The sequence below is a fragment of the Ilumatobacter sp. genome (assembly GCF_030065885.1).
Classification (GTDB): Bacteria; Actinomycetota; Acidimicrobiia; order Acidimicrobiales; family Ilumatobacteraceae; genus Ilumatobacter.
In genome coordinates, this window is the sequence record NZ_JASJCS010000023.1 from 1 (window position 1) to 24,299 (window position 24,299).

Sequence of the window (24,299 nt, forward strand, 5' to 3'; positions counted from 1 at the left end):
GGTTCGGGGTCGGCAGGCCCGGGTCGGGCGGGCCCGCGTCGGCGGCCGGGCTCGGGTCGGGCGGGCTCGGGGTCGGCAGGCTCGGATCGGCGAGCGCCGGTGGCGTGGTCGGTGCGACGCGAGGGTCGGCCGGAGGCAGGACCGGACCGTCGGATGGCTCGTCGTCGGGTGTGGTCACGTCACCACCAGTGTCTCATGTCGGGTGCCGCTGCACGGGCGCCGCCGCGTCGGGCATCGTCGTCAGCGGTTCAGGGCTGTTCGTCGCCGACGCCGAAGGTCGGGTTCCCCGGCCCGTTCCAGGCAGGGCTCTCCTCGAGCTCGTCGATCGCGTCCCGCAGGTCATCGCCGGTGCCCTCGCGCTCGAGCTCGGCCTGCCGTTGCTCGCGCTCGATCGCGTCCTTGTCCTGCTGCTCGTCGTAGATCGTGTAGCCGACGTAGGCCGCTCCCCCGAGCACACCGACAGCGAACGTCGCCACCACCAGGAGTGCGATCCGGTCCTTGACCCGCTTGCGACGAGCCTGCCTCGCAGCGACCTTCCGACCGGCGTCGAGGCCGATCACGCTCGTCGGGTTCTCTGGTGTCGTGGTCGATTTGTGTCGTGGCATCGAGGCCCCCATGTGGTCCGAACCGGGTGCTGACCGGTGGCCGGCGCCGGCGCCGGCACTGATCCACCTCGTAGATCGGCACGAAACCGCCTGCACTTGACAGATTTTCCACCGGGCCGGGCAACGAACGGCAGTGACACGACGACGAGTGCCTCGGCCGAAGCCTCGGCACTCCGTCGCCGCCGTGTCTCATCCGCCCGCTCTCCCGACGCCTTCCCGCCAAAGACGTTAGGGGAACGTCAAGTACCTTACAGTAACGTCAGGGTCCTGGCAAGAGCGAATCAGGACTTTCGAAACGCTCGCTGCAGCATCACATGCCGTAGTGTCCTCTCGATGCGACTGCTCGTCACCGGCGCGGCCGGCTTCATCGGTTCCCACGTCGTCGAGCGCTGGGCGCGAGAGGGCGAGGCCGTCGGCATCGACGACCTGTCGACGGGCAGCCTCGACAACCTCGACGGCATCGACGTCGAACTGGTGCAGGGCTCGATCCTCGATCACGACGCCCTCCGCGCGGCGATGGACGGCGTCGACGCGGTCGTCCACCTCGCGGCCCGGCCCTCGGTGCCGCGCTCGATCGTCGATCCGGTCGCCAGCCACGAGGCCAACGCGACGGGCACGATGCGAGTGCTCGAGGCCGCCAGGGCGAACGGACGCAACCCGCTCGTGATCGTGGCATCGTCGTCGTCGGTGTACGGCGCCAACCCCGAGCTCCCGAAGCACGAGGGCATGATGCCGATGCCGGTGAGCCCGTATGCCGCCAGCAAGTTGGCGACCGAGCAGTACACCCTGGCGTGGCAGCACAGCTACGGATTGCCGACGCTGCCCTTCCGCTTCTTCAACGTGTTCGGCCCACGCCAGGCGCCCGGCCACGCATACGCCGCGGTGGTGCCGGCGTTCGTCGCGGCGGCGCTGGCAGGCGAACCGCTGACGGTCCATGGCGACGGACTCCAGTCGCGGGACTTCACGTACGTCGGCACCGTGACCGAGGTGATCCTCGATGCGGTGCGGCGACGGGTGACGCACGACCAACCCGTCAACCTCGCGTTCGGCACCCGGACCACGCTGCTCGAGGTCATCGCGCTGCTCGAGGAGCTGCTGGGACATCGCGTCGCCGTCGATCACGTCGAACCCAGGGCGGGAGACGTGAGGCACAGCCAAGCCGACAATCACTCGTTGCGGTCGCTGTTCCCCGATGTCCGGGCCGTGCCGCTCGACGAGGGCCTCGAGGCGACGATCCGCTGGCTCCGGAGCTGGAGCGGCTGACCACCCGGCGGTCGACCGGATCAGATGGTCTGACAGCGCGAGGTGGCCACGAGCACGACCTCGCCGTCGGCGTTCATGTCGTAGAGTCCCGACGGCTCACGAAGCAAGCCCTGGTTCATGAGCGTCCGCTCGAAACGATCGTCGTCGACGCCGGTTGCCGGAATCGACGACCCTCCGGCCTGCGCGAAATACGACTCTGCCGCGACCGACAGCGTCTTGGCATCGCCCTCGCAGGTGGCGTTCTCACCGCGGTCGACGATGCCGGACACGCTGGCCACGGCCACGGTCGCGAGGATGCCGAGGACGACCACGACGATCAGGAGCTCGATGAGGGTGAACCCCCGGTCGGTGTCTCCCCGCCTTCCACGAACGTGCGCCATAACTGTGTATCGGCCACAATTCACATCGGCTTGAGCGAAGTTCGGCAGAAACTTCAACAAGGTGACACGGGGATGAGATAGCCCTCGGCAGCGACGTCCCAGTACTCGGAGAGCCGACGGATCAGCTGCGCCTGCTCGAGCGTTCGCTCGTAGTGCTGACCGTCGAGCGGCAGCGTCGCGGGGATCACCGAGGTGGTCCCCTGTCCCAGGTAGGACTCGACGGCGGTCGCCAGGACGCGGGCGTCCGTCTCGCAGCTCGTGGCCTGACCGTTGTCCGTGATGCCGCGGACCGAGAAGACGACCACGGTCGCCAGGATCCCGAGGATGACGACGACGACGAGCAACTCGATCAGGGAGAACCCGTCGCGGTCTGCCGAGCGTTCTGATGTGGTCACGCAGCCCTCCCGCCAATGCAAAGTACGCGTCAAGAGACGTTAACGTATCCACAGGGCGAACACGGCCAATTCGTCATCAAGGGTTCGGCAAGATCGGCCGATACAGGACCACCGGGTTCGGTCACCCACCCGGGAGTACGCTGACCACCCGCAACCCAACACAGGAGCCGGTTTGAACGCAACCTTCGTGCAGAGGAGCCTCGACGTGCTCCGGCGCCGACTCCCCGTCATCCACTACCTCGTCGACTGCATGGTGTGGTTGGTTGCGCTGCCGCTGACCACGTTCAGCCGCTACGACTTCACGCTCGGCGAGCTCGAGCTCGACGCGACCACCAGGTCGTGGGCGGTCGCCGTGGTCGGCCAGGGCATCTTCGGTGTCGCCACCGGGCTGTACACCCGCCGCTGGCGCTACGGCAGCTTCGACGAGGTCGCCGCGCTGGCGGCGACGGTGGTGTTGACCGGCTTCGCGATGTCGATCGTGCACGTCGCTTGGTTCATGGACGGTGCACCCCGGTCGGTGCCTGCGCTCACCGCTGCCGTTGCGATCGCAGGCACCGTCGCCGTTCGCTCGATCTGGCGCCTGTACCGGCAGAAGAAGACCCGCAACGAACTCCAGGACGCCGAACCGCTCGTGATCGTCGGCGCCGGCGAGGGCGGCGAGCAGATCATCCGGGCCCTGCTCTCCGACCCTTCCAGCCAGTACCAGCCCGTCGCGCTGCTCGACGACGACGCGAACCGGCGCCGACTGTCCATCTCGGGTGTCCGCGTCCAGGGCCCCGTCAGTCAGATGCGCGAGATCGCCGCCCGGTACGGAGCGCGCGACGTGCTGCTCGCCGTGCCGAGCGCCACGAGCGAGCTCGTCCGTGACGTCGACACGATCGCCAGCAATGCGGGGCTGCGGCTGCTCGTCGTGCCGGCGGTCGACGAGATGTTCGGCGAGCTCGGCGTCGGAGACATCCGCCCCGTGTCCGAAGCCGACCTCTTGGGTCGCCGACCCGCCGACATCGACGCCGACGCCGTGGCCCAATACGTCACCGGACGGCGCGTCCTGGTCACGGGTGCAGGCGGTTCGATCGGCAGCGAGCTGTGCCGTCAGTTGGCGCGCTTCGAGCCGGCAGCGCTCCTCAAGCTCGACCGCGATGAGAGCGGACTGCACGCTGTCCAGCTCTCGATCCATGGGCGGGCGCTGCTCGACGGCGACGATCTCGTGCTCGCCGACATACGCGACCGAGACCGGATCTTCGAAGTGTTCGACGAGCTCCGACCCGACGTCGTGTTCCACGCCGCAGCGCTCAAGCATCTCCCGCTGCTCGAATCGGCGCCGAAGGAGGGCTGGAAGACCAACGTCGCCGGCACACAGAACCTGCTCGATGCCGCCGAACGAATCGGCGTCGACCATTTCGTCAACGTCAGTACCGACAAGGCCGCCAATCCCACGAGCGTGCTCGGCTACACGAAGCTGCTGACCGAGCGCCTCACGGCGCACAAGGGCCTCACCGCCAGCGGGACGTACGTCTCCGTCCGCTTCGGCAACGTGCTCGGATCACGTGGCTCGGTGCTCCCGGCGTTCCGCGAGCAAGCCAAGCAGGGCGGACCGATCACCGTCACCCACCCCGACATCACTCGCTACTTCATGCTCGTCGAGGAGGCGTCGCTGCTGGTGATCAACGCCGGCGCGATCGGTCGGGACGGAGAGGTCCTCGTGCTCGACATGGGCGAACCGGTCAGGATCGCCGACGTCGCGCGACGGTTCGCCGAGCAGCAGCACCCGCCGCTCGACATCGTCTTCACCGGTCTCCGACCCGGCGAGAAGCTGCACGAGGACCTCGTTGCGCTCGACGAGGACGGCGGTCGGCCGTTCCATCCGCTGATCACGCACGTCCAGGCGGTGCCCACTGCCTTCGACTCGATCATCGATCTCGGAGCACTGGAGCCGACGGCACTCGTGGAAGCCCTCCGGGACAACACCGTCCCAAGCGCCGCTCGGTGAGTCGTTCACACGAGCACACCCCGAGCACCCACCAAGACAGAGGTTGACCCGTGGAAACACTGATTCGGAAGATCGAGGACCGAACCGCGAAGGTGGTCGTCGTCGGCCAGGGCTACGTCGGCCTGCCGGTCGCCATGCGCGCCGTCGAAGTGGGCTTCGACGTCGTCGGCTTCGAGGCATCCGAGGACCGCGTCAAGTCGCTGCTCGCGGGCGAGAGCTATGTCGGTGACATCTCGGACGCGGAGTTGTCCGCTGCGCTCGACCGTGGCTACGTCCCGACCACGGATGCCGGCGCCCTCGCCGACTTCGACATCGCCGTGGTGAGCGTGCCGACGCCGCTTCGTGAAGGTATGCCCGATCTCTCCTACATCGAGCAGGCCGGCGGCGACCTCGCTCGTCATCTGCGTCCGGACGCCTGTGTGATCCTGGAGAGCACGACCTATCCCGGCACGACGACCGAGCTGCTCGGTCCGATCCTGGAGAACGGCTCAGGCCTCGCCGTCGGGCAGTTCGGACTCGGCTACTCGCCCGAGCGGATCGACCCGGGCAACGCCACGTTCGGGTTGGTCAACACGCCCAAGGTCGTCAGCGGTGCCGGCGAGGCGTCGCTCGCCGCAGTCGACGCGTTCTTCTCCGCACTCGTCGACAGCACCGTCCCCGTCGGGTCGTGTGCCGAGGCCGAGCTCGTCAAGCTGCTCGAGAACACGTTCCGCCATGTCAACATCGCCCTCGTCAACGAACTGGCGATGTTCGCTCGCGATCTCGATGTCGACGTGTGGCGCGCGATAGAGGCTGCCGACACGAAGCCGTTCGGGTACATGAAGTTCACGCCCGGCCCGGGCGTCGGCGGCCACTGCCTCCCCATCGATCCGAGCTACCTGGCCTGGCGCGTCAAGAACCACCTCGGGCACACGTTCCGGTTCGTCGAGCTCGCCAACGACATCAACGAACACATGCCTGACTATGTGCACGAACGGGTCGCCGCCCTGCTCAACCGAGACCGCAAGGCGGTCAACGGGAGTCGCGTCCTCCTGCTCGGGCTCGCCTACAAGAAGGGGACGAGCGATTGGCGCGAGAGCCCCTCGGTCCACGTTGCGGATCGCCTCGCGGGCAGTGGCGCCGAGATCCGGTTCTGCGACCCGTACATCGCCGATGTCAATGTCGGGCCGCTCGAATTCCCGCTGGTGGACTTCAACGAGCAGGAGCTCTCGGACGCCGACGTGGTCGTCGTGCTCGTCGACCACGACGACTTCGAACCCTCGACGATCGCGCGGCACGCCGCCCTGGTGCTGGACACCAAGAACCTGCTCCGGGGACACGACTTCGAGGGGGAGATCCTCTGACCGCTGACGCGGTCGACCTCACCGATCGCCGGTGCGGGTGCAGAACGTGAGCAGCAGGGCTTCGGTACGGGAACCGAGCTGGTCGATCGAGTAGTGCTCGAGCACTCGTCGCCGCGCAGCGGCCGGATCGTGCGGATCGCGCGCCGCGTCGACGACGGCCTGGGCGAGGCGGTCGGCATCGCCCGCCGGGACCACGGCGCCCAGGGAGCCCATCATCGCAGCGACGTCGCCCACGTCGGTCGCGACCACGCGCAGGCCCGTCGCCAGGCCTTCCGCGACGACGTTCGGGAACCCTTCGCCCTCGAACGACGGGAACACGAGCACGTCGAAGCCGTTGTAGAACATCTCGGGCGCATCGGTCGGCTCGACGAAGCGCAGGCGTCCAGCCACGGACGAGTCCGCAACGGCTGCCTCGAGCGCGACACGGCGATCCGGCTCGACGGCGCCCACGACTCGTGCGGCGACGTCGTCGAGCGTCTCGCACGCGATCGCCACGGCACGCACGAACACGTCGTGGCCCTTCACCGGATCGGCTCGTCCGACCATCCCCACGACGAAGTGCTCGTCGGTGACCCCCATGAGCTGCCTGCTCGTGGTGCGCATGCTCGTGTCGGGACGGAACCGATCGGTGTCGATGCCGTTCGGGATCACCGTCATCCGCTCGGCCGGGTAGCCGGCCTCGAGGTGTGAACGGCGACCGCATTCGCTGTTGAGGATGACGTGATCGGCGTACCGGCTCAGCAGGACCGCGAGTCGCAGCACCAGGCGCGCCTTGGGGCCGTACAGAGCTCCACGAACCTCTGACGAGCGGATCCCCCACACAATCGTCGCGCCGCCGAGGAGTGGTCGCAGGAGGGTCACCGTCACACACGGCGCCGTCAGGTACGGGTGGACGACATCGGGTCGCCATCGCCTGATCAGCCGGACCAGCCTCACCCGAGCCCGGGCCCAGCCGGCCCGCGACCCGTCGCTGACGTGGACGACGTCGACCCCGGCCGACCCCGCGACCTCGTCGAGCGGCCCGGGGCCGCGCAGGCACGCAATCCGGACATCGTGTCCACGACGTCTCAGCTCGGACGCCAGCACGACCAGCTGCCGCTCTGCGCCCCCACGGCGGAGCGCGCTGGCGACGAAGAGGACCCGCATCAGCGGGCGGTCTGCGGTGACGTGCCGAAGACCGCGACCAGGTTCGTGCCGTTCACGATGCGGGTGAGCGGCCGGGCGCCGGCCGCCGGAGGGAGGCTCCAGTCGGCGGGCTTGGTCGTACGGGCCCGGCGGACCATTCGCAACGCGAGTCGCGCCGGGTTGATGACCCGCTGCACGTGGATCGACTCGACGACCATGGCGACCTCGCTCGCCAACCGACGGAGCTGCGACTCGCCCCACCGCGTCTGATGATGGGGCGGACAGTCGAGGGCCTGCATCGGGTCGACGGCGAATCGCTCACGGTTGGGCACCGACACCACCACACGACCGCCGTCGACGACGAGGGCCGCCATCGAGCCGACGAGACCGCGGGGATCCTCGACGTGCTCGAGCACCTGGAACGCCGTGACGATGTCGGCTCGGGGCAGGTCGAGATCGCGGAGGTCTTCGAGTCGAGCCTGCACGAACGTCGGGTTGTCGGCTCCGGCGATCGATCGAGCGCCCGCCGAGAAGTCGACACCGATCGCTCGGGCCCCCGCACCGGCGGCCGTCTCGACGAAGCTGCCGCTGCCCGAACCGACGTCGATGACGACGGCGCCGGGCGTCACGAGGTCGGTCGCGACGTCCTGGTCCCACCGCAGTGGTTCGTAATACGCGCTGACCTCGGCGAGTTCCTCGTAGAACGTCGCGTCGCCGACCACGGGCGGGTGGAAGAACTGCAGATGACACTCCGAGCAGTCGAGGAGCGAGACCTCGAGGTGGCCGTACCGCTCGCGCGACCTCGGGAGCGACGACCCCGTCTGACGCTCGAGCTGATCGATCACGACGTCGACGGCCAGCTTGCCGATCGATGCCGGCCCCGGCCGGTCACAGAGCACACATGTCGGGTCCACGCAGCGATCCTACGTGCGCGCACGCGCGGCCGAGCCACCATCGCGGAGGCTTCGCCACATCAGCGAGAACGTGGCCGCGTAGACCAGCGCCGTCGCCGCCGCGATGCCGTGGAGACCGAGGAGCGGTGCGAGCACGGCATCGAGCGCGATGTTGGCGACGCACCCGGCGATCCCGAATCGCAGCACGAGCTGCTGCTGGTCGAGCGCGTGCAGCGCACGAGCCGTGACCGCTCCGAGGACATAGGGGACGATCGTGAACGAGTACGTGACCTGCAGGAGCCCGACCGAGCGCGCTGCGGACGCGTCGAGCTCGCTGCCAGCGAACAAGACCATCGCGAGCGGCAGGCTCACGAGCGCGATGCCGAGAGCGAGGCCGATCGCGATCTTGAAGGTCGGACGCAGCACCGAACGGACCGTTGCCGAGAAGCGATCGGATGCGACGTCGCCTGCGGCGTCAGCGAACCGGGGGAACGCAGGCGTCGCGATCGCGGCGGCAACCAGACCCCCACCAGCGAGCGGGATGCGGGCCGCGAGCGCGAGACGACCCACCTCGCCCTCGTCGATCCAGCCGGCGAACCACAGGTCGACGACGGGGTTGATGCCGAAGACCAGCGCCGCCAACGCGGCCAGGAGGAACGGGCGCGACATCGCGCGGAACGTGCGGACGACGCCGCCCAGACTCGGACGGGTCAGGCCGATCATGACGCGGACGGCGAGCAGCAGGACGAGTGCCTCCACGGCGACACCGAGGCCGTGAATTGTCGCGAGACCGACGGGCGCAACGTCGGTGCGCACCGCTGCGTAGCCGGCGACGAGGCTCGCCGACAGCAGCGGGAGGAGTGCGACGAGCGCGAATCGGTGCCTCGCGTGCAGCAGTGCCGACGACGTTCCTCGGAGCAGGAGCGAGCCGATCGCCAGCACCGAGAGGCGTCGCAGCGTGTCGCTCGTGACGACCCGTGTGTCGGCGTCGTCGCTCATGAGATCCGCGAGCGCCGGTGCGGTCACCCACGCCGCGGCGGCGACGACCAGGCAGGCGATGGCTGCGATGACCAGGGCCTCGGACGCCAGCCGGCGGCTCGAACCGTCTCGGCTCCCGCTCTCGCCGGCCGCGCGGCTCATGGCCGGCACGAGCGCCGCGCTCACTGCGCTCACGAATGTCGACGTCACCAGGACGAGCACTGCGAGCGCGAGCGACCAACCGTCGAGGGAGGCACCGAGTCCGAGGCGTCGACCGATCACCACGTCGCGCAAGACGGCAGCGACACCAACGAGGCCCGAGGCGGACGCGACCGTGAGTGAGGCCCGACCGAGCGCCGGCAGCGAGCCGACCGGAGAGTTGGCTTCTCGCACCAACTCACAGTAGGCACCACGGCTCGAGCTCGAGCGGATCCGTGGAGACGGATCGCGGGCCCCGTACGCTGCGCAACGATCCACAGTGTGCGGCATCAATGGCATCCTCACGCGCGGTCGGCGAGTCGGTCGCGACGAACTCGAGCACCGCCTTTTCGCGATGAACCGACTGATCGCACACCGCGGCCCGGACGACGATCAGGCCTGGGTGCACGACGACGCCATCGTCGGTCTCGGTCATCGTCGCCTGGCCATCGTCGACCTGTCCGACTCGGGTCGGCAACCCATGCGCTCCCACGACAGGCGATGGACGATCGTCTACAACGGCGAGCTCTACAACACCGACGACCTGCGGCGGCAGCTCGGCCCTCGAGCCGCGCCGTATCGGGGCCACTCCGACACCGAGGTGCTCGTCGAGTGCATCGCCGCGTGGGGCGTCGAGGACGCGGTACCGCGACTCAACGGCATGTTCGCGTTCGCCGTGTGGGACGGCGAGCGAAACGAGCTGTGGCTCGCCCGGGACCGTTTCGGCGAGAAGCCGCTCTACTACACGACATCGCCAGGTGAGCTGCTGTTCTCGTCCGAGTTGCGCCCGATCGTCGAGTCGCCCGGATTCGGTTCGGCCATCTCGACGGAGGCGGTGGCCGACCTCGTGGCCACCTACGCGATCGGTGCGCCACGCACGATCTACGACGATGTCGCGAAGCTCGAGCCCGGAACGCTCCTGCGGTTCCGGGCCGACGGCAACGCCCCGACCGAGCATCGGTACTGGCGCCCCGAACAGGTCGCGGCTGAGCAGCGCGCCGCGTACCACGATCCCGACGATGCGGCCGACCAGCTCGATTCGCTCCTGCGATCGGTGGTCCGGAGCCGGCTCGTGTCCGACGTGCCGCTCGGTGCGTTTCTCTCGGGCGGCATCGACTCCTCGCTCGTCGTCGCGATGATGAGCGCAGCCGGCCCCACGCCGACGACGTTCACGGTGGGCTTTCCCGACGAGGGCTACGACGAATCGCCACACGCCCGGAAGATCGCCGAGCACCTCGCGACCGATCATCACGAACTGATGGTCAGCGGCTCGGAGGCCAGGGCCGTCGTGCCGCGGCTGTCGCGCATCTACGACGAACCCTTCGCCGATTCGTCCCAGATCCCGACGTTCATCGTCAGCGAGTTCGCCGCCCGGCACGTCAAGGTCGCGCTGTCCGGTGACGGCGGCGACGAGCTGTTCGGCGGCTACGAGCGATATCGGTACTTCGAGCGCCTCCAGCGGATGCAGCGAATGCACCCGTCGGTCCGTCGCGGGTTGGCGGCGCTCTCCGGCGCGCTGCCCGACCGGGCGATCGACCGGCTCGGCGCAACTCGGCTCGGCAGGATGCTGCCGCAGCCACTCAGGCGCCGACCCGGGCATCGACTCAACCGGCTTTCACGACTGCTCGCCGCATCGGACGCATGGAACCGCTACGAGGCGCTGGTCACCGTCGACCTCGATCCCGCTCACGTCGTCCTGGGTGCACAGCGCGTGCCGTCACGTCGCCGCGCATCGCTCGCCGGCCTCGACGCGACGCAGACCGGGATGCTGCACGACACGCTCCACTACCTCCCGAGCGACATCCTCACGAAGGTCGACCGGGCCTCGATGGCCGTCAGCCTCGAGACACGCGTCCCGCTCCTCGATCCCGACCTGTTCGAGTTCGCATGGCAGCTCGATCCGAGCCTGCGGGTGCGAGACGGTGTCGGCAAGTGGCTCCTCACCGAGGTCCTGTGCCGACACGTCCCACGCACGCTCGTCGAACGGCCCAAGCAGGGCTTCGGCGTGCCGATGGGCAGCTGGCTGCGGGGCCCACTGCGGGCCTGGGGCGACGAGCTGCTCGATGCCTCGGTCCTGCGCGCGGACGGGTACTTCGATGCCGTCGAGGTTCGTCGACGGTGGGACGCCCATCAGTCGGGCACGGTCGACCTCCAGGCCCAGATCTGGCCGATCCTGATGTTCCAGTCGTGGCTCCACGACGGTCGATCCTGACGTGCGCACCATGGCCCACGTCGTCCACATCATCCCGGTCCTCGCACCCGGCGGTGCCGAGAACCAACTGGTCACCCTCGCCTGCGGCCAGCGGGCCGCCGGCCATCGCGTCGAGGTCCTCGCGCTGACCAGCGACCCCCGCTCGTCGAACGAGCTCGAGGCGGGCGACTGCCGCGTGATCAGCGCGCGGGGCGGAGTTCGCCGATTCCTCACTGCGTACTGGCGGAGCCGGCGGGCCGACATCGCCCACGCCTGGATGTACCACGGGTTCCTGCTCGCCCTCCCGCTCCGACCGTTCGGTCGGGCCAAGCACGTCTGGTCCATCCGTCGCACGAACCCGCGGTCGTCGGGACTGTCGCTGGCCACCCGTTCGGTCATCGCGACGGTGCGCACCCTCGCTCGATACGGCGCCCACGCATTGATCTACTGCTCCGGGGCGGCCCGGCGCGAGCACAGCCGTGCGGGGTTCGCGCATCCGATCGAGGTCGTCGTGCACAACGCGGTCCCCGACGGCTTGTTCGCAGTGCCGGGTCAGGTCGCCGGCGGTGCTGACGAGTCGCGCGACAACGTGGCGGTGTTCGGGTGTCTCACCCGCTGGAACCCCGACAAGGGCGTCGACGTCGTGGTCGAAGCGTGGCGCCGATTCCTCGACGCGGGCGGCCGCGGCGAGCTCGTGCTCGCCGGGCCCGGCATGACTGCGGCCAACCACGAGCTCCAGGCCTTGATCGACGACCTCGCGGCCGACACACGACCTCGCCTGACGGGCGCGACCGACGACGTGGCCGCGTTCTACGCCGCCATCGACATCTACGTGTCGCCATCACGGACCGAGGGATTCCCCAACGTCGTCGCCGAGGCCATGGCGGCCGGGCGCGCGGTCATCGCGACCGACGTCGGAGGAACCCGCGAAGTCGTCGGCGAGGCCGGAACGCTCGTCCGCTCGGAGGACCCCGAAGCCCTGGCTGCGGCGATGGTGCGAGTCGCCGGCGACGCGACGCTGCGGACGACGCTGGCCGCCGAGGGATCCGCCCGGTGCCGACGTCTGTTCCGCACGACCACGATGGTCGAGCGAACCGACACCGTCTACGAGCTCGTCGGCGTCACCCCGTCCGCGCCGACGAGGTAGCGAGCGGCCTCCGTCGTCGACATCGGGGTGATCGGAGCGTCCATCTCGACGACACGGTGCAGCGAGAAGCGACCGATCCAGGCGAGTTGGGCCACTCTCGATCGCGCCAGCGACCTGCTGAGGCGATCGGGAAGGGGCACCGTGACGCAGCGTGGAGGTCCCACGCCCGAGCTCCGCGCCAACGCCGCCAGCAGCTCGCGCAGGATCGTCCTTCCGCCGCCGACCGCCACGACCGGCTCCGACTCGGCGGTGAGCAGCGAGCACAGCGCGCCGACTGCGTCAGCGAGCGCGACGAAGCCCACCGAGTGGCGCCCGCCGTGCGGGAGCGGCACGAGGCGCCGGCGTGCGAGCGAGAGCATCCGGGCGGTCTGCGCCTTACCCGGGCCATGTGTCGGTGCGAGCCGCACCGACACGGCGTCGACGCCCGATGCCGCTGCGTCGACCACCAGCTGTTCGCGCCGCACCTTGAGCTCGCCGTACGCCGTGATCGGGTCGACGGGTGTCCGGCCATCAATCACCTCGGCGAGGCCGCAGACGTCGGAGCTCCCGACGACGACCGCGCGCGCACCTCGCCGCCGGGCGACATCGAGGAGGCGCTCGACGTCGTCGAGTTCGGAGCGCACGCGGTCGTCGGCGCCCTCGGCCGGCAGGCTGCTCCAACCCGATGCGACGACGATGCCGGCGCCGACGGGCACGATGCCCGGGTCGAACTGGCGCTGCGCGACATGCGTGGCCGTCGGCAGTGCAGCAGCGATCGCACGCCCCAGCCAGCCGCTGCCGACCACGAGCAGCGGTCGTCCCTCGCTCACGCGACTCCTCGAGAGCCTGCGTACAGCTCGACGAATCGTTCGACGACGCCGGACACCGAGAAGCGTTCGAGGGCCAGTCGACGACTCGCGACGCCGTAGCGTCGACGACGCTGCGGGTCACCCGCCAGACGCTCGATGGCCGCAGCCAACGACTCGACGTCGCGAACCGGCACCAGTTCGCCGTTGACGTCCGGATGGACCACGGGTCGGCAGCCGGCGATGTCGGTCGCAACCAGTGGCAGCCCGGAGGCCGCCGCCTCGATCAGCACCTTGGGTAGGCCCTCGTGATGGCTCGGGAGCACGAACACATCCGACGAGCCGAGCAGGGACGGCATGTCGTCGACGTCGCCGAGGTAGCGGACGCCGGTGCGTTCGCAGAGCGCATCCAGCTCGTCGCGGCGCAGCGCGGTCGGGTTGCCCTCAGGATCCAGCGAGCCGGCGAGCACCGCCTCGACCCGGCCGTCGGCGAGCCGAGCGACGGCCTCGCAGTATTCGACCACGCCCTTGTCGCGGAGGATCCGACCGGCCATGGTGATCGTGACGGGTGTGTCGGACCGATCGTCTCCATCGACCGGGGCGAACTCGTCGCAGTCGACGCCCGACCCCTCGATCAACTCGATCCGGTCGTGCCGGGCGATGCGCTCCTCGACGAGGAGCCGACGGGCATCGTCGTTCTGGACGACGACGGTGACCCGAGCGGACCGGAACAGCAGCCGATAGCAGAGCCGTACGACTCGTCGCGCCGCGCCGCCTGCGCCACCTTCCATCACGAAGCCGAAACCCGATATGGCGTTGATGATGCGGGTGCGGCGGCGAAGCAGGCGGGTGACCAACGTGCCGATCAGGACCGGCTTGATCGTCACGTTGTGAACCACGTCAGGCCGGAACCCGCGGATCGCGCGGGCGATCTCGAGCACCGATCGGGCCTGCTCGACCGGGCTGCGGCCGGCCCGCGACATGCGCAGCGGGTACACCGTCACCCCTTCGGCCTCGATCTCGTGGAGGCGGCCCGTGTCGGCCGTTGCGACGGCGACCTCGGCACCCTCGGACCGTGCGGCTCGCAGCAGCGGAAGCCGATGCGAGATGAAGAACCAGTCGACGTTGACGACGAACAGCAGTCGCACGCCCGCCAGCCGCCCAGCGGCGCCGTCCACAGCCGACATCGTCACACCGACGCCCGCCGCCGGGAGAGCGCACCCGGAAGGGTGACGAAGGACGCCGCCATGCCCACGCACAGAGCGAGGCCGAGCAGGCGGACCGGGCGATCGGCGTCCACCAGAGCAACGGACGCCAACCCCGAGACCGCGATCACACCGAGCACGATCCCGGAGATGGCCGCGTGCGACCAACCGAGCTGATGGAGCCGCTGATAGGCGTGCTCGCGATGCGCCTCGAGAACCGGTGCGCCGCGGCGCCAGCGGCGAACCAGCGTGACCGCGGCGTCGGCGAGGTAGAGCGCGAACGGACCGAGCACGGACTCGACCGGAACACCGCGCGCCACCGCGACGATCGCGGTCGCAGCCAGCCAGAAGCCCGCGAAGTAGGAACCCACGTCGCCGAGGAAGATCGAGCCGCGAAGGTTGAACACAGCGAAGCCGAGCGCGGCGCCGGCGAGGGCCGCCCCTGCAGCGACGACGACCCCGATCGAGAAGTGATCGGCGAGCGCCAACAACGTGACGCCGGCGCCCGTGGCCTGAGCGGCAGAGATGCCGTTGATGCCGTCCATGAAGTTGAACACGTTGACGTACCCGGCGCACCACACGATCCCGGCGACACCGAGAACGGCCAGCCATTCACTCGACAGGTCCGAACCGGACAACAGCCACACCATCGTGCTGATCGGTACGACGAATTGGGCGACCAGGCGAGGCGTGGTTCCCAGCGATACCCGGTCGTCGATCAAGCCGACCACTCCCATGACGAGCGCACCGACCGAGATCGCCAGCGACGGCGTCGTCCGATCGCTGACGGCGAGCGCGACCAATGCGGCGATCGCCACGGCCGCTCCGCCGCCGCGCGGGACCGGCGTCGAGTGCGACGAACGCAGGTTGGGATGGTCGATCAGCTCGATCCGCACGAGCCACCACCGGGTCACCGGCGTGAGGAGCAGCGCGAGGCCCAATCCGGTGACGAAGGCCACCACGTCAGGACCCCTCGGGAGGCTCGTCGCTGGGGTTGAGCAGCTCGTCCGCGGTCAGCTCGCACTCGGGCTGACCGAGCGCACACAGCTGCTCGAGCGCCGCGGTGAGGCGGTCCTCGTCGCCCAGGCGAACCGCCAGCACCGCGTCGGCCCTCGACGTCTGGACGTTGTTGGGTTGCAGCTCCAGCGCCCGCTCGATCGACACCGCTGCTTCGTCGAGCTGTCCGGCATCGATCTGCCGGCGGGCGAGCAGCGACCACCAGAACGGCCGGTCGGGTTCGTCCTCGGTCACTCGCTGCCGCCATTCGAGCTCGTCGGTTCGGGGGGTGGCCAGTCTCGCGTCGCGGGCGTGGATCTGCGCGACGAGGTCGTCGACGATCGGGTCGCGGAGGTACAGGAGAGCCGCCACCTCGGCACGGTCACTGTTCCGGTCGTCAGCCGCGAGCTTGAGGAGCACGTCGGCGGTGAAGAGCGTGAGACCGAGGACGACGCCGACCGCGGTGAGCACCCCGACGGCGCCGCGTCGCAGGTGGAGGTCGATCCGGTCGTCGCCAGGGGCGGCCGCCCCGAACATGAGCATCGCCAGCGGCAGCGTGTAGACCGAGACCGGCTGCAGCATCCAGTGCAGCACGATCGGGACGAGCGCCCAGGCGAGCGGCCCGGAGACCCGAGGGAGCCACGCCGACACCCACGCGAGAAACAGCACCGCCCCGACCAGGCCCACCGCAACCAACACCCCGATGACGACGTTGTGGGCGTCGAACCACGGTGACGACGCCTCATTCGCGGCGTGCTCCCGCACGAAGTCGACTGAGAACCGGTGTTGGACGGCAGGCCGGAACATGCCGAATCCGTACCCTCGGATCGGCCGATCGCCCAGCGCCTCCAGCCCGTAGCCCCATGCCGTCAGCCGGCCGCCGCCCGCACCTTCTGCGAGTCGATCGGCGGCGTTGCGCCCGGCTCCGACGGCACGGTCGAGCAGCACCCCCGCCGCGATCGACCCGAGGCCGAGGACGGAGGCGGCGAGTCGATCCCGGGAACGATGCACGAGCAACACACCGACGAGGGCGACACCGGCGGCGGCCAGCGCGACCCGCGACCCCGACAGGCTCACGCCGACGCCCAGAACGACCACGGGGACGGTCTGCACTCGCCAACTGCGTGGCGACCATCGAACGGTCGCTGCGATGAGCGCCGACGCGCACACGGCTCCGAAGTAGACGGGATTGGTCAGGAACGCGCTCGGGCGGCCGCTGTCGAGCGCGAGCGGCCCGGTCCGCACATCGGCGAGCACCTGGACGGCGCCGACCAGGCCGACGACCGAGGCACCCCACACGTACACCTCCACCAGCGCGATCCGCCCACGATCGGACAGCTGTCGGCCCACGGCCCACAGCGCGCTCGAGGCGACGATCGTCCACGCACTGAGGTCCCGGCCGGCGCTGCCGAGCACCGCGGACCGCATTGAGCCGCTCGAGAGCGCGACGATCACGGTCCAGACGAGCGACGCTGCGAGGAGGCCCGCGGCCAGATCGCGACGCCGACAACGCGCGACCAGGAGTGCGAGACCGATCGGGGCCGCCATCAGCAGCAGGGCGGCCCGCAACGTCCAGCCGCCGAACATCAGCGGGGGAGCGAACAGCACCAGCAAGAGGAGGCAGATGACCAGCGCGGTGAGGTCCCAGCTGCTCAGACCGTGGCGCGCCGCGAACGAGGTGGGCGCGACCTTCTCGCGGTCCGGCTCGGCGACCGCGACCTCGGACATGGCAGCGACCGTACCGTCCGTCGACGGGCCCGTCATGGAGTCGGCCTCGCCCGGGCCACGGGCCCGAAACGTGCCCGACCGCGCGGGTCTCGGCTGGGAGAGGTCACGGTGCACACGAAGGTAGGAGCTCGCACGATCGACGGGACGCCTCGGCGGAGAGCTCGTCGTCGTCGATCATGGCGGCGAGATCGACCAGCGCGAGCCATGCGGCGAGCTCGGTCGGCTGCAGCTCGACGGCGCGTTCGAGATTGGCCCGAGCCTCGGGGAGCTCCATCGCGCGCACCTGGAGCCGGGCGACCTGGACCCATCGAATCGGCCTCGAGTTCTCCAACTCTGCGGCTCGATGCGCATGATCGATCGCATCGGCCAGACGATCGGGATCGCTGTCGCTCGCCTCGAGGTGCCAGCTCGCCACGATGGCTTCGACGGCGGGGTCTCCCACGAACAACTGCCGCGATGTCTCCACGCCGGCCTCGTCATCGGCGCGGAGTGCCCAGCGAAACGAGAGGTCGGCGACGCCGACATAGGCGACGAGCACGAGACCCGCGTAGAGGGGCCACCGTCTTCGCACCGGAGGCGAGTCGTGTTGCGGTGCGTCGCCTGCGAGACGTGGGGCAGCCGCACCGAGAACGAGCAAGGCGGTGGGCGCGGTCAGGATCGGAGTCGGCTGGAGCAGCCAACTGGCCGCGATCCCGAGGAACAGCGCAAGGAGCGGGCCCCGGCTGCTGCCGATGGACAAGAACGCGAACGCGAGGAAGAGCGCGAGCCCGACGATGCCGGTCGAGACGAGGATGAGGATGACGAGGTTGTGCGGGTCCGCCCAGGACTGTCGGCCCAACGCGGTCTCGTCTCGGACGAACTCGATCGTGAAGGCCTCCTGCACGCCCTCGCGGAAGAACCCGATCCCCGTGCCGGTGAGCGGTCGGTCGAAGACGCCCTCGATCCCATAGCGCCACACGTCGAGGCGTCCCTCGGTGCCCACCCCGAATCGGTCGACCGAGCTCCGGCCGTCGCCGATCTGTGAGACGACGTAGCCGAGCCCCAGGCCGCACACGGTCGCGGCGGCGCTCCAGACACTTCGCATCGTGCGCGTCGCCAGACAGACGACGGCGACGATCACCAGCGTCGTGAACAGCGCCACCCGAGAGCCCGACAACATGACGCCGTACGCAGCCGCCGCAAGTGCGAGCAGCGTCCAGCGGCGCCCCTCGGCGACATGCGCAGCTGCGGCGTAGGCCGCCGCGCCGGCGGCCATCGACCCGAAGTAGACGGGATTGACCAGCAAGCCGCTCGCCCGGCTCGGCGAGCTGGCGTAGAGGCCGGTCGCGATGCCGACCAGCACCTGGTACGTGCCGACGATCACGCTCAGACCGAGTGCTCCGATGACCGTTGGCCCGATGACCTTCGTCGCGCTCTTGGGGAGCATCCGGCCAATCGCCCACATCGACAACGCCCCGATCAAGGTCAGCGCGGAGTAGTCGCGGCCGGTCGCACCCTTGAGCGACAGCCACGGCGAGCTGGACAAGGCGGCGCCGATCACGAGCCATGCGGCGAACGCGGCGGCCGCGATCGTCGCCCGATCCCGCGTTCGAATCAGGCGCCACGCCGCCCACAGACCGACGGGCAGGGCGCCGACGAGCAGCGCGAGACGTGGCGTCCACCAGTCGAACCGGAAGACCGGCACGAACCAAGCGAGCGAACCGAACACCCACGCGACGACCGCTCGGTCGACCGCGGACGACGCTCGCCAGGCACGATCGAGCGCGCCACCCGGATGTGGCGTCGTCACGGCGGAGGTCATGGCCAGAAGCTAAGCGCGACAAGGCCCCGCAACCGATCGGTCGCGGGGCCTTGTGCAGTAGTTAGGTGTGTATCAGGCGCACTCGCCGGTGCCGACCAGCGTGTCGCCGGTCGTGCCCGAGATGTCGTAGTTGGCCGACAGGTCACGCATGAGACCCGCGTCGACGATGGACTGCTCGTCCACACCGCCGGCGCTGCCGTACTTGGCGAAGTAGGCCTCGACCGCAACCGACAGGGTGCGCTCGTCGGTCTGGCAGGCGTTGTCCTGCCCGTCGTCGGTGATGCCACGGACCGAGAACACCACGACGGTGGCCAGGATGCCGAGGATGACGATGACGATGAGGAGCTCGATGAGGGTGAAACCCTCGTCAGTCTTCTTCATGATGATGATTCCTTTTCCTTCCGCCCAGATTGGGCAGCCGATTCTCACTGTGTTGTGTTTCGCACCGTGAGACGGGCTCCCGGTGGCGCATACAGAACATCGGCCCGTTGGCGCGTCCACTTTAGAGGAACTCCACGAATTTTACGAGCGGCACCTCCAGCTCAAGTCAGGCGGCACACACGCCGATGACCCAGGAGGATATCGACGGAACGCGTTCGAACCGCCGCGAAGAGTTGCAGGAGTCGATCATGGCAAGACGCCGGAAAACCGCCACTGAGCTGGGACAACACCACATCTTCGGAGACGAGGAGGCCGCGCAGATGCGCGCCGACCTCGACGAGCTCCGCGGCCTGGTCGCCACGCTGCAGGACCGACTTCACTCGCAGTTCACAACGATCGCGGCGCATGCAGAAATTGCTCGCGATCAAGCGGAATTGGCCCGCAACGAGGCCCGCGCCGACCTCGACCGCACCCGCGACACGCTGATCGAGCTCATCGAACAGGTCCGCGGTGCGACCCATCATGTGCCGGGTTCGGCACCCGGTGCGTCGTTCGAGGCGAGCGCCGAACGCATCGCCGGCGTCGAGGGCCAGGTCGGGCAGCTCACGCAGCTCGTCGACCACTGCTTCGACCGCCAGCGCGAGCTCGCCGACACGATGGTCGCGCTGCTCGACACGGTGACTGCCGCCTCGTCGCACGAACCGGTCGTCGGCCTCGCCCTGAGCTGAGCCGACGCCGGCCGGTCACCCTGCTCGGGAACTGGCCATGGGCGGGCCCACGGACACGGTGGGCCGATCGAGACCGCCGTCCCGCGCGCGTAGCCACGAACTTGCGGACGGCCACGCGATTCGGCGCACGGATGCGCTGCCAGCGCGCAACTCCGCGGTCAGCGGACGACGCCGCGGTCAGCGGACGATTTCGACGCGGATGCCGGCCTCGTCCCATTCGGGATCCATCGGCACCCGGCTGATCGCCCGGCCCGAGGCCCGGCGGGCGGTCCACAGCATCGCGGCGGCGTCGTACATGTGCACCTGACCGGCGCCGTCGGGCGGCACGCGGGTGATCACGTCGTCGACACCGGGCAGCTTCGACCGGATCAGATCGAGGCGTTCGAGCTGCCCCTCCTCGTGGTACGGCGACGTGTGGAGGGGTTCGTCGCCGTTCATGTGCTGGAACGAGAGCGCCGACGAGGCGCTGTAGAACGACCGGCTGTGGAACGGCTGGATCTCCGTGGCCGCCTCGCGCATCCAGCGGAAGTGGCGGAAGTCGTTCTTGGTCAGCCAGGGCTCGATGCCGATCGCCTCCTTGCGCGACTTCGCGAACAGCGCGGCGCGCGAGGGGACCGGCCGGACGCTGACCATCCGCGGCCACCCGATCATCTGACGGGCTTCGCGATCGCAGCGCCGGTACTGCTGCCCGGGGTACTCGGGGTAGCCGAACGGGATGTTGACCGCCGCGAAGTCGAACTTCGGGCGGTAGTCCAACACCTCCATCAGCGTCTTGAGCACGAAGGCCTCCTCGGCAACCACGGTGACGCCGGCCAGGCGGCCGGGCAGCACCAACCACCCTCCAGGGCACGGCGTGACACCGCCGATCGCCTTGAAGGGATTCTGGTTCCGGGGCGCCATCGTCAGCCGGCGGGCGCGGGCTCGGCCGGCTGGGCGGCCGCAGCGGCTTCGGACGTGCCGTCGCCGTCGGTCTCGTCGCCCATGTTCTGGCCCGAGCCCGACGTGGCGACCTGGCCGGCTGCGGCCGTGGCCTGAGCCTGTGCCTGCGCACGGAGGGTCGAGACCTGCGCCTGGATCTCGGCGGGGTAGGCCGAGATCGACTGCGCCATCTCCATCGTGACGAGCCCGGACGTGACGAGGCGGGCGAGGTCCATCTCGATCGTCTGCATGCCGTCGGGACCGCCCGTCGCCACCACGTTGCGCAGCTGGCGGCTCTTGCCCTCGCGAACGAGGTTGCGAACGGCCTCGGTGCCCATCAGGACCTCGTAGGCGGCGACGCGACCACCGCTGATCGCCGGCAGGAGGCGCTGTGACACCACGCCCTGCAGCGCACCGGCGAGCATCGTCTGGATCTGGTCGCGCTTGTCGGACGGGAACACGTCGATCATGCGGTCGAGGGCCTGGGACGCGTCGTTGGTGTGCAGCGTGGCGAACACGAGGTGGCCGGTCTCGGCGAGACTCAGCGCGATCTGGATCGACTCGAGGTCGCGCATCTCGCCGAGCAGCACGACGTCGGGGTCCTCACGCAGGGCGCTGCGCAGACCCTGTTCGAACGAGACGGCGTCGGTGCCGACCTCGCGCTGGTTGACCATGGCCACCTTGTGGTGGTGCAGGTACTCGACCGGGTCCTCGATGGTGAGGATGTGGACCGGCTTGGTCTCGTTGATGCGGTCGATCATGGCCGCCAGCGTCGTCGACTTGCCCGAGCCGGTGGGGCCCACGGCGAGCACCAGGCCGTACGGCTTGTTCAGCAGCGCGGTCGCCGAGCGGGGCGCACCCAGCTCTTCGAGCGAGCGCACACGGAACGGCACGACGCGCAGTGCGAGCGCCAGCGAGTTGCGCTGGTGGAAGGCGTTCGCACGGAACCGGCCCAAACCGGGGATGCCGAACGAGAAGTCGACCTGCTTCATCTTGCCCAGTTCGTCGACCTGCTCGTCGTCGAGCAGCGACATCACCATGCGGGTGGTGTCGTCGCCGTCGAGGACCTTCACGTTCTCGAAGCTGACGAGCGTGCCGTCGCGGCGCGCCGTCGGCGCGCGTCCCACCGTGAGGTGGAGGTCGGAGGCACCGGAGTTGACCGTTGCCTGGAGGAGGGTCACGAGGACCGGATCTGGCTCTGACATCAGATTTCCCTTCCGCGAGTGCCCACCGGGCCTAGCGTGCTGACGAGATGGAGACGACACTGGTCCTGGTTGCCTGCGCCGTGATGGGTGTGGTGATCGGCTCGTTCCTGACCGTGGTGGTCGATCGCGTGCCGCGTGGCGGTTCGGTGATGACGCCGCCGAGCGCATGCGGCTCGTGCGGTCATCGATTGCTGCCGGCCGATCTGGTGCCGATCGCGAGCTGGGTGGTGCTCAGGGGCAAGTGCCGCCACTGCGGCACGCCGATCGGCGCCGAGCCGCTCGTCATCGAGCTGGCCACGGCCGGCATGTTCGTTCTGTTCGGTCTGAAGTTCGGCGCCGACCCGGTGCTGCCGGCGTTCTGCGTGCTCGGCGCAGCGCTGGTGGCGCTCGTGTGGATCGACCTCCACGAATTCAGGCTGCCCAGGGAGATCACGTACACGGCGATCGCGCTCAGCAGCATCATCATCGTGATCGCTGCGCTGGTGAACGACGAGCCCGAGCGAATCTGGCAGTCCGCGCTGGGCGCCGGTATCGCGCTGGCGATCATGGGCCTGATCTACGTGGTCAGCCGCGGCGGCATGGGCGACGGCGACGTACGCCTCGCGCCGTTGCTCGGGCTGCATCTGGGCTACCTCAACCCGGGCATCGTGCCGGTCGGGCTGTTCTACGGCTTCTTGATCGGGGCCGTGGTCGGTCTGGCGGCGATGGCCGTCGGCAGCGCGGGCCGCAAGACGGCGCTGCCGTTCGGACCGTTCTTGGCGGCCGGCACGGTCATGGCCGTGTTCGCCGGCCAGTGGTTCGTCGATCTCGTGTGGCAAGGCTGATCACGCGTCCTCCTGCACTCCGTTGAGCACGCCGTACATGGCGGACACGAGTGCGATGGCGACGAAGCCGACGACGGCACCGACGAAGAGGATCATGATCGGCTCGAACAGCGTGGTGAAGGTCTTGATGCGGTACTCGAGCTCGCGGTTGAAGTACTCGGCGGCCACTTCGAGCTGCTCGTCGAGCGTTCCGGTCTCTTCACCCACCTTGAACATCTGCCGGGCGGCGCCGGGGAAGAGCTCGGTCTCGATGAGCGGCTGGGTGAAGCCCGAGCCCTCGAGCATCTGCTGGCGGGCGATCTCGAGCTGCTCGCGGTAGACGATGTTGGACACCGCCTCGGTCGTGGTCTCCATCGCCGGCGGCACGGCGACGCCGGCCTGCAGCATCGTGCTGAGCACCGAGCAGAAGCGCTCGAGGATCGAGTACTCGATGATCCCGCCGATGATCGGGATCTTGAGCGATGTTCGTTGCCAGATCTCCTTGCCGGTCGGATGCATCGCGAGGAAGGCGACCGTCGCGGCGAACAGGAGGAAGCCGATCGCGGTGATGTACCAGAGGTCGGTGAAGAACCGGGCGAAGAAGAGCATGATCCGCGTCGGCAGCGGCAGCTCGGCGTCGAGCTCTTCGAACAGCGGCTTGAACTGGGGCAGCACGTAGCCGGCCAGGACCATGACGGTGAAGAGCGCCATGATCATGACGACGCCCGGATACGCGAGCGCGCCGACGACCTTCGAGCGGGTCTCCATCTCGCGGGAGATGTAGTCGGCGAGCGACTCGAGCGACTCGTCGAGCCGGCCGGTCAGCTCGGCCGCCTGGAGGATGCCGATGTAGTAGTTCGGGAACACGGTGGGGTGCTGCGCGGCGGCTGCCGAGAACAGCCCGCCGTTGCGCAGGTCGTCGACCATGTCGCCGACCGCACGCCGCAGCGCCACGTCGGTCGACTCGTCGCCGATGGTGGTGAGCGCATCGGTGATGGGGATGCCGGCCTTGACGAACACCGCCAGCTGGCGGGTGAAGTTCATCAAGTTCTTCTTCTTGACCTTCTCCTTCGTCAGCTCGAAGTCGAGCATGCCGCGCGACTCTTCGATCTTGATCGGGAACAGGTTCTGTTCGACGAGGATGGTCCGAGCGGTGCCGATGGTGTCGGCCTTCGTGGTGCCTTCGATCTCTGCGCCGGTGGCGTCGATGGCGGAATATGCGAACTTGGGCATGAGGTGCT

General features: G+C 69.1%; 22 protein-coding genes and 1 pseudogene. 7 read left to right on the forward strand and 16 right to left on the reverse strand.

Annotation, left to right across the window (positions count from 1 at the left end; genetic code table 11):
• Positions 1 to 248: 248 nt before the first annotated feature.
• Entirely contained in the window at positions 249 to 605 is a 357-nt protein-coding gene (locus QNJ12_RS07500; RefSeq protein WP_300621035.1) for a hypothetical protein, read from the reverse strand.
• 333 nt (positions 606 to 938) lie between these two features.
• On the opposite strand from QNJ12_RS07500, the gene QNJ12_RS07505 reads away from it, so the two are divergent.
• Positions 939 to 1,868, forward strand: coding sequence for an NAD-dependent epimerase/dehydratase family protein (locus QNJ12_RS07505; RefSeq protein WP_300621038.1), 930 nt, complete (start codon positions 939 to 941; stop codon positions 1,866 to 1,868).
• Between the two features lie 20 nt (positions 1,869 to 1,888).
• Here QNJ12_RS07505 and QNJ12_RS07510 read toward each other — a convergent pair whose 3' ends face one another.
• The 3 genes and pseudogenes from QNJ12_RS07510 to QNJ12_RS07515 form a co-directional block, all read right to left on the reverse strand.
• Entirely contained in the window at positions 1,889 to 2,137 is a 249-nt protein-coding gene (locus tag QNJ12_RS07510; RefSeq protein WP_300621041.1) for a hypothetical protein, read from the reverse strand.
• Between the two features lie 12 nt (positions 2,138 to 2,149).
• Positions 2,150 to 2,248, reverse strand: a pseudogene (locus tag QNJ12_RS23710) (type IV pilin protein); the annotation flags it as partial.
• A gap of 53 nt (positions 2,249 to 2,301) precedes the next feature.
• On the reverse strand, positions 2,302 to 2,643 hold the full coding sequence (locus QNJ12_RS07515; protein ID WP_300621044.1) for a type II secretion system protein: 342 nt from the start codon (positions 2,641 to 2,643) through the stop codon (positions 2,302 to 2,304).
• Positions 2,644 to 2,815: 172 nt separating this feature from the next.
• Here QNJ12_RS07515 and QNJ12_RS07520 point away from each other — a divergent pair, with 172 nt between their 5' ends.
• Complete coding sequence (locus QNJ12_RS07520; protein ID WP_300621047.1) at positions 2,816 to 4,633, forward strand: nucleoside-diphosphate sugar epimerase/dehydratase; 1,818 nt, start codon at positions 2,816 to 2,818, stop codon at positions 4,631 to 4,633.
• 50 nt (positions 4,634 to 4,683) lie between these two features.
• On the forward strand, positions 4,684 to 5,976 hold the full coding sequence (locus QNJ12_RS07525) for a nucleotide sugar dehydrogenase (protein WP_300621050.1): 1,293 nt from the start codon (positions 4,684 to 4,686) through the stop codon (positions 5,974 to 5,976).
• An 18-nt stretch (positions 5,977 to 5,994) separates the two neighbouring features.
• Here QNJ12_RS07525 and QNJ12_RS07530 read toward each other — a convergent pair whose 3' ends face one another.
• The 3 genes from QNJ12_RS07530 to QNJ12_RS07540 are packed head-to-tail and all read right to left on the reverse strand — an operon-like array spanning position 5,995 to position 9,365.
• On the reverse strand, positions 5,995 to 7,122 hold the full coding sequence (locus QNJ12_RS07530) for a glycosyltransferase (RefSeq protein ID WP_300621053.1): 1,128 nt from the start codon (positions 7,120 to 7,122) through the stop codon (positions 5,995 to 5,997).
• Positions 7,122 to 8,015: a class I SAM-dependent methyltransferase gene (locus tag QNJ12_RS07535; protein WP_300621056.1), complete on the reverse strand. Its 894-nt coding sequence runs from the start codon at positions 8,013 to 8,015 to the stop codon at positions 7,122 to 7,124. Before QNJ12_RS07535 ends, QNJ12_RS07530 begins: the two co-directional genes overlap by 1 nt.
• A gap of 9 nt (positions 8,016 to 8,024) precedes the next feature.
• The gene (locus tag QNJ12_RS07540; RefSeq protein ID WP_300621059.1) at positions 8,025 to 9,365 is read right to left on the reverse strand and encodes a lipid II flippase MurJ; all 1,341 of its coding nucleotides are present in this window, start codon (positions 9,363 to 9,365) and stop codon (positions 8,025 to 8,027) included.
• A gap of 85 nt (positions 9,366 to 9,450) precedes the next feature.
• On the opposite strand from QNJ12_RS07540, the gene asnB reads away from it, so the two are divergent.
• A complete protein-coding gene (asnB, locus tag QNJ12_RS07545) occupies positions 9,451 to 11,382 on the forward strand; it encodes an asparagine synthase (glutamine-hydrolyzing) (protein ID WP_300621061.1) in 1,932 nt (643 codons plus the stop codon).
• Between the two features lie 10 nt (positions 11,383 to 11,392).
• Positions 11,393 to 12,508: a glycosyltransferase gene (locus tag QNJ12_RS07550; RefSeq protein WP_300621064.1), complete on the forward strand. Its 1,116-nt coding sequence runs from the start codon at positions 11,393 to 11,395 to the stop codon at positions 12,506 to 12,508.
• Here QNJ12_RS07550 and QNJ12_RS07555 read toward each other — a convergent pair.
• The 6 genes from QNJ12_RS07555 to QNJ12_RS07580 all read right to left on the reverse strand — a co-directional run bounded on the left by QNJ12_RS07555 (position 12,466) and on the right by QNJ12_RS07580 (position 19,404).
• Positions 12,466 to 13,317, reverse strand: coding sequence for an NAD(P)-dependent oxidoreductase (locus QNJ12_RS07555; protein WP_300621067.1), 852 nt, complete (start codon positions 13,315 to 13,317; stop codon positions 12,466 to 12,468). The genes QNJ12_RS07550 and QNJ12_RS07555 overlap by 43 nt on opposite strands.
• Positions 13,314 to 14,471: a glycosyltransferase family 4 protein gene (locus QNJ12_RS07560; protein ID WP_300621070.1), complete on the reverse strand. Its 1,158-nt coding sequence runs from the start codon at positions 14,469 to 14,471 to the stop codon at positions 13,314 to 13,316. The genes QNJ12_RS07555 and QNJ12_RS07560 overlap by 4 nt, the downstream gene beginning before the upstream one ends.
• A gap of 11 nt (positions 14,472 to 14,482) precedes the next feature.
• Positions 14,483 to 15,460 carry a hypothetical protein gene (locus tag QNJ12_RS07565; RefSeq protein ID WP_300621072.1) on the reverse strand — a complete coding sequence of 326 codons (978 nt, stop codon included), beginning with the start codon at positions 15,458 to 15,460 and terminating at the stop codon, positions 14,483 to 14,485.
• Position 15,461: 1 nt separating this feature from the next.
• Entirely contained in the window at positions 15,462 to 17,222 is a 1,761-nt protein-coding gene (locus QNJ12_RS07570) for an O-antigen ligase family protein (protein WP_300621074.1), read from the reverse strand.
• A gap of 103 nt (positions 17,223 to 17,325) precedes the next feature.
• A complete protein-coding gene (locus tag QNJ12_RS07575) occupies positions 17,326 to 19,023 on the reverse strand; it encodes an O-antigen ligase family protein (RefSeq protein ID WP_300621077.1) in 1,698 nt (565 codons plus the stop codon).
• Between the two features lie 72 nt (positions 19,024 to 19,095).
• Complete coding sequence (locus QNJ12_RS07580) at positions 19,096 to 19,404, reverse strand: type II secretion system protein (protein WP_300621080.1); 309 nt, start codon at positions 19,402 to 19,404, stop codon at positions 19,096 to 19,098.
• 248 nt (positions 19,405 to 19,652) lie between these two features.
• On the opposite strand from QNJ12_RS07580, the gene QNJ12_RS07585 reads away from it, so the two are divergent.
• The gene (locus QNJ12_RS07585) at positions 19,653 to 20,132 is read left to right on the forward strand and encodes a hypothetical protein (RefSeq protein WP_300621083.1); all 480 of its coding nucleotides are present in this window, start codon (positions 19,653 to 19,655) and stop codon (positions 20,130 to 20,132) included.
• A gap of 177 nt (positions 20,133 to 20,309) precedes the next feature.
• Here the strand turns inward: QNJ12_RS07585 and QNJ12_RS07590 are convergent, their stop codons facing one another.
• On the reverse strand, positions 20,310 to 21,032 hold the full coding sequence (locus QNJ12_RS07590; RefSeq protein WP_300621086.1) for a DUF429 domain-containing protein: 723 nt from the start codon (positions 21,030 to 21,032) through the stop codon (positions 20,310 to 20,312).
• Between the two features lie 2 nt (positions 21,033 to 21,034).
• On the reverse strand, positions 21,035 to 22,255 hold the full coding sequence (locus QNJ12_RS07595) for a type IV pilus twitching motility protein PilT (RefSeq protein WP_300621089.1): 1,221 nt from the start codon (positions 22,253 to 22,255) through the stop codon (positions 21,035 to 21,037).
• Positions 22,256 to 22,302: 47 nt separating this feature from the next.
• Here QNJ12_RS07595 and QNJ12_RS07600 point away from each other — a divergent pair, with 47 nt between their 5' ends.
• Positions 22,303 to 23,079, forward strand: a complete 777-nt coding sequence (locus QNJ12_RS07600; protein ID WP_300621091.1) for an A24 family peptidase — start codon at positions 22,303 to 22,305, stop codon at positions 23,077 to 23,079.
• On the opposite strand, the gene QNJ12_RS07605 is transcribed toward QNJ12_RS07600, so the two are convergent.
• Positions 23,080 to 24,291, reverse strand: a complete 1,212-nt coding sequence (locus QNJ12_RS07605; RefSeq protein ID WP_300621093.1) for a type II secretion system F family protein — start codon at positions 24,289 to 24,291, stop codon at positions 23,080 to 23,082.
• Positions 24,292 to 24,299: the final 8 nt, after the last annotated feature.

What these genes read in the sequence shown, in the direction of transcription:
- QNJ12_RS07500 (WP_300621035.1), bottom strand. Translation starts at nt 605, where the DNA reads ATGCCACGACACAAATCGACCACGACACCAGAGAACCCGACGAGCGTG.
- QNJ12_RS07505 (WP_300621038.1), top strand. Translation starts at nt 939, where the DNA reads ATGCGACTGCTCGTCACCGGCGCGGCCGGCTTCATCGGTTCCCACGTC.
- QNJ12_RS07530 (WP_300621053.1), bottom strand. Translation starts at nt 7,122, where the DNA reads ATGCGGGTCCTCTTCGTCGCCAGCGCGCTCCGCCGTGGGGGCGCAGAG.
- QNJ12_RS07550 (WP_300621064.1), top strand. Translation starts at nt 11,393, where the DNA reads ATGGCCCACGTCGTCCACATCATCCCGGTCCTCGCACCCGGCGGTGCC.
- QNJ12_RS07570 (WP_300621074.1), bottom strand. Translation starts at nt 17,222, where the DNA reads ATGTCCGAGGTCGCGGTCGCCGAGCCGGACCGCGAGAAGGTCGCGCCC.
- QNJ12_RS07575 (WP_300621077.1), bottom strand. Translation starts at nt 19,023, where the DNA reads ATGACCTCCGCCGTGACGACGCCACATCCGGGTGGCGCGCTCGATCGT.
- QNJ12_RS07580 (WP_300621080.1), bottom strand. Translation starts at nt 19,404, where the DNA reads ATGAAGAAGACTGACGAGGGTTTCACCCTCATCGAGCTCCTCATCGTC.
- QNJ12_RS07585 (WP_300621083.1), top strand. Translation starts at nt 19,653, where the DNA reads ATGGCAAGACGCCGGAAAACCGCCACTGAGCTGGGACAACACCACATC.
- QNJ12_RS07590 (WP_300621086.1), bottom strand. Translation starts at nt 21,032, where the DNA reads ATGGCGCCCCGGAACCAGAATCCCTTCAAGGCGATCGGCGGTGTCACG.
- QNJ12_RS07595 (WP_300621089.1), bottom strand. Translation starts at nt 22,255, where the DNA reads ATGTCAGAGCCAGATCCGGTCCTCGTGACCCTCCTCCAGGCAACGGTC.
- QNJ12_RS07600 (WP_300621091.1), top strand. Translation starts at nt 22,303, where the DNA reads ATGGAGACGACACTGGTCCTGGTTGCCTGCGCCGTGATGGGTGTGGTG.
- QNJ12_RS07605 (WP_300621093.1), bottom strand. Translation starts at nt 24,291, where the DNA reads ATGCCCAAGTTCGCATATTCCGCCATCGACGCCACCGGCGCAGAGATC.